The 4,268-nt window shown below is 65.2% G+C and carries 3 protein-coding genes; all 3 read left to right on the top strand.

What is annotated here, in order from left to right; translation table 11 throughout:
• The coding region (locus EN964_RS26535) for a xanthine dehydrogenase family protein molybdopterin-binding subunit (protein WP_164776004.1) at positions 1–2,328 on the top strand (2,328 nt) is incomplete at its 5' end.
• Positions 2,325–3,866 carry a 6-hydroxynicotinate reductase gene (locus EN964_RS26530; protein WP_127276931.1) on the top strand — a complete coding sequence of 514 codons (1,542 nt, stop codon included), beginning with the start codon at positions 2,325–2,327 and terminating at the stop codon, positions 3,864–3,866. The genes EN964_RS26535 and EN964_RS26530, both read left to right, overlap by 4 nt.
• Positions 3,866–4,268 (top strand): UPF0280 family protein (locus EN964_RS26525; protein ID WP_373565076.1); only part of this gene is annotated, 403 nt, incomplete at its 3' end. The genes EN964_RS26530 and EN964_RS26525, both read left to right, overlap by 1 nt.

Below are 4,268 nucleotides of genomic sequence, written 5' to 3'. Positions count from 1 at the left end.
GTGATGGATGCGTCCCTGCAGGGCGCAAGCCTCGATTTCCGCTTGCCTCGATCAGGCCATGCGATCGGCTCCTCGCCCGTCCGGCTCGATGGCGTGCCGAAGGTCACCGGGGCTGAGAAATTCGGCGGCGATTCCTTCCCCGCCGATGCGCTGGCCGTGCTGGTGGTCCGCTCGCCGCATTATCACGCCAGCTTCGCCTTCGGCGACCTCGACGGCTGGACGAAGGCGCATCCCGGCATAGCCGGTGTCTTCACAGCAGCCGACATTCCGGGAAAAAACTGTTTCGGCGTCATCGGCCCGTTCGCCGACCAGCCGGCGCTGGCTGAGGGGTTTGCCCGCCTCCGCGGTGAGGCGGTGGCGCTGGTTGCCGGCGAGCGTGAGGCGATGCTCGATCTCGACCTCTCGGATTTTCCGATCCGCTGGACCGAATTGCCGCATGTTCTCCAATCCTGCGAAGCGCGCGCCGGCGGTGCCAAGCTCATTCATGAAAACAGGGCGGCAAACTTGCTGACCTCCGGCTTCGTCGAACGCGGCGATCCGGAAGCAGCGCTTGCCGGCGCGGCTTTCACCGTCTCTGGCGCCATCGACACCTCCTATGTCGAGCACGCCTATATCGAACCGGAAGCCGGCTATGCCTATCTGGACGGCGACACGCTGGTCGTCGTCGCCTGCACCCAGGCGCCCTATATGGACCGCGACGAGACGGCGAAGGTGCTCGGCCTAGCCGTCGACAAGGTGCGCATCGTGCCGACCGCGACCGGCGGCGGTTTCGGGTCCAAGCTCGACGTTTCGCTGCAGCCGCTGATCGGCCTGGTGGCGATGAAGACGGGGCGGCCGGCGGCACTTGCCTACACCCGCACCGAATCGATGATTTCGACCACCAAGCGCCATCCGGCCGAGATGAGAGCGACCATCGGCGCCGATGCCGACGGCATTGTCACCGGCATGATCTTCGAAGGTGACTTCAACACCGGCGCCTATGCAAGCTGGGGCCCTACCGTGGCCAACCGCGTGCCGGTGCACGCCTCCGGACCCTATGCGACGCCGAATTACCGCGCCGAAGGCCGCGCCATCCACACGCATGGGCCGATCTCCGGCGCATTCCGCGGCTTCGGCGTGCCGCAAGCGACGATCATGCAGGAGACGCTGTATGACGAGCTAGCCGGCAAGCTCGGCATGGACCGGCTCGATTTTCGCTTGAAGAACTGCCTTCGTAACGGATCCGAAACGGTTACCGGGCAGCTTCTGGAGTCCGGCGTCGGCATTGCCGAATGCCTCGAATCGCTGCAGCCGCATTGGGTGCGCGCGACGGCTGATGCGGATGCGTTCAACCGTGCCAGCAGGGATAGAAAGCGCGGCGTTGGCGTCGCGTCCTGCTGGTATGGCTGCGGCAACACCTCGCTGCCCAACCCGTCGACAATCCGGGTCGGCATCGCGGCTGACGGCACGGTCATCCTGCACCAGGGCGCCGTCGATATCGGCCAGGGATCCAACACGGTCATCGCCCAGATATGCGCCGACGCGCTCGGCCTGCCGCTTGAGAAATTCCAGTTGAAGAGCGCCGATACGGCCATCACCCCCGACGCCGGCAAGACCTCGGCCTCGCGCCAGACTTTTGTAACCGGCAAGGCGGCCGAAAAGGCCGGCCGCGCCTTGCGCGAAACGATCCTGCGCTTCGCCAATGTTTCCGAAAACGCAGCCCTGCAGCTCGACGGCCCCGTGATCGTCATCCGCGAAGGTGAAGCCACGCGCCGCGTCGATCTCGCGACATTGGATGTAGACACCGAAGGCTTCGTCTTTCGCGCCGAGGAGACCTACGACCCGCCGACGCTGCCCCTCGACGCCAGGGGCCAGGGCAAACCCTACGCCGTTTACGGCTATGGCGCGCAGATCGCCGAATTGGAGGTCGACCTTAAGCTCGGCACGGTGAAGCTGCTGAAAATCACCGCCGCGCATGATGTCGGCAAGGCGATCAACCCGCTGCTGGCCGAGGGCCAGATCGAAGGCGGCATTGCGCAAGGCATCGGCATGGCGCTGATGGAAGAGTATATCCCCGGCCGCACCGAGAATTTGCACGATTATCTCATCCCGACCATTGGCGACGTGCCGCCGATCGAGACCATTCTGATTGAAGTTCCGGATCCGGAAGGACCCTTTGGCGCCAAGGGTTTGGGCGAGCATGTGCTGATCCCGACGGCACCGGCGATCCTCAATGCCATCCGCCACGCCACCGGCGTGCTGGTCACCAAGATTCCGGCGACGCCGACGCGTATCCGCGCTGGCATCCGCGAAAAAGATGGCATCCGCGAAAAGGAGGCACGCCGATGAGCGAGCTTGCCGAACGCTTCGAGACCCATGATCCCGGCGAGAAGCTGGTGGCGGAGAAGATCCGCTGCGATGCCTGTCCGGTGATGTGCTACATCGCTGACGGGCGCACCGGAGCATGCGACCGCTACGGCAATGTCGGCGGCAGGATCGTGCGGACGGACCCGCTGACCATCCTCGATCATGCGGCCGAGACCGGCGCGGCGATCGTGCCGTTCGTCGCCGTGGGCGAGGCCTGGGACGGCGAACTGGTCAACACCGGCCGCCGCTTCGTCACCGCAATCGGCGCCGGCACCACCTATCCCGACTACAAGCCGGCCCCCTTCATCGTCAGCCAGGAGGTCGAAGGCGTCGATCTCGTCACCGTCGTCACCGAGGGCATCTTCTCCTATTGCGGCGTCAAGGTGAAGATCGATACCGACCGTCACCTCGGTCCCGAGACGGCAATAGTCCGCGCAGCCGGCGAAGCGATCGGCCATGTCACGACGGGCGAGTATGGCTCGCAGATGCTGTCGCTGGGCGGTGTGCACCATCTGACCGGCGGCTCCAAGGCCGAGGGACGCGCCACCTGTGACGCGCTGCTCAATCTGTGCAACCGCAAGCCGGTGGAACTGGCCATCGACGGCGGCGCCACCATCATAGTCGAAGCCGGCAAAGCACCTGTCATCGACGGCAAGCAGGAACACCGAATGCGCGTCGGCTGCGGCTCGGCCACCATCGGCATGTTCGCCACGCAATGGCGCGGCCTTGTCGACGAGGTGGTGGTGGTCGACGACCACATCACCGGCGTCGTTTCCGAGCATCAGGCCGGCAAGGTGCTGGGCTGGCAGGATACAGGGATAAAAATAATCGGCCGCCGTGCGACGCCGGGCCGCTATTTCAAGGTGTCCGAACCCGGGCTGGGCTGGGGCGGCACCAGCATTTCAGACCCGCTGTCGATCCTCGGAGAGTGGAACGCCAAGAAAGGCGCGCGGCCGGGGCTGTCGCTGCTGATGGTGTCGACCACCGGCGAACAGTTCGCCTATTACGAACTCGACGACGAACTGAAACCGGTGCAAAAACCTTTCCCCGAACGGCTGCAGAAGTCGGTCGGGCTGATCGAGGACAATTGCGAGCCAGCTTTGTGCACAGTGCTGTTCATCGGCGGCGCCGGCGGCTCGCTGCGGGCCGGCGTCACCGAAAACCCGGTCAATCTCACCCGCTCGGTTCAGGGCCTGACCACCTATGTCACGGTCGGCGGCGCGCCGGTCTATGTCTGGCCGGGCGGCGGCATCACGCTGATGGTCGATGTCACCAGAGTGCCTGAGGGTGCCTTCGGCTATGTGCCGACGCCGGCGCTGGTGGCGCCTATCGAGTTCACGCTGCGCCGCGACGACTATGTCAGGCTCGGCGGGTACGAGGCCGAGATCCGCAGCGTCGAGGATATTGTCGCAAAAGGCGGTGAGTACCTCAATCCGCGCCGCGGCACAGGCGCCGAAGCCACCAATCCATGGCCGCCACTCGCGCAGCTACGCCGTGCCGGCTCGAACGGGGCCGGGTGATGCAAGGCCCGCAAGCCAACTGGCTGCAGGACGGCAAGCGGCTCCATCTCAACCACGGGCCGATCGACCTGATCGTCGAGGTTTTTGGTGAGGCGGATGAATGCCGCCGAGCCTATGAACAGGCGGTAGCGCGGTTCCAGACGATCCTGATGGAGCTGGTCGAGGAGCTCCCCGAATTGCGACTACCGGCGTTTTTCCTGGCGCCGCGCAGCTTCGCCGGCCCGACGGCGCGCCGCATGGAAGCAGCCGTCATGCCCCTGGCGGAATGCTTCATAACACCGATGGCCGCCGTCGCGGGATCGGTAGCCGACGAAACGCTCGCCGCATTGCTTGCCGGCCGCAAGCTCGATCGCGCCTATGTCAACAATGGTGGCGACTGCGCAATCCATATCGGCAGGGGAC

The organism is Mesorhizobium sp. M7A.F.Ca.CA.001.10.2.1 (assembly GCF_003998575.1).
Lineage (GTDB): Bacteria > Pseudomonadota > Alphaproteobacteria > Rhizobiales > Rhizobiaceae > Mesorhizobium.
The sequence above is the reverse complement of the archived record's forward strand: the minus strand, read 5'-3'. Positions and strand labels throughout refer to the sequence as shown.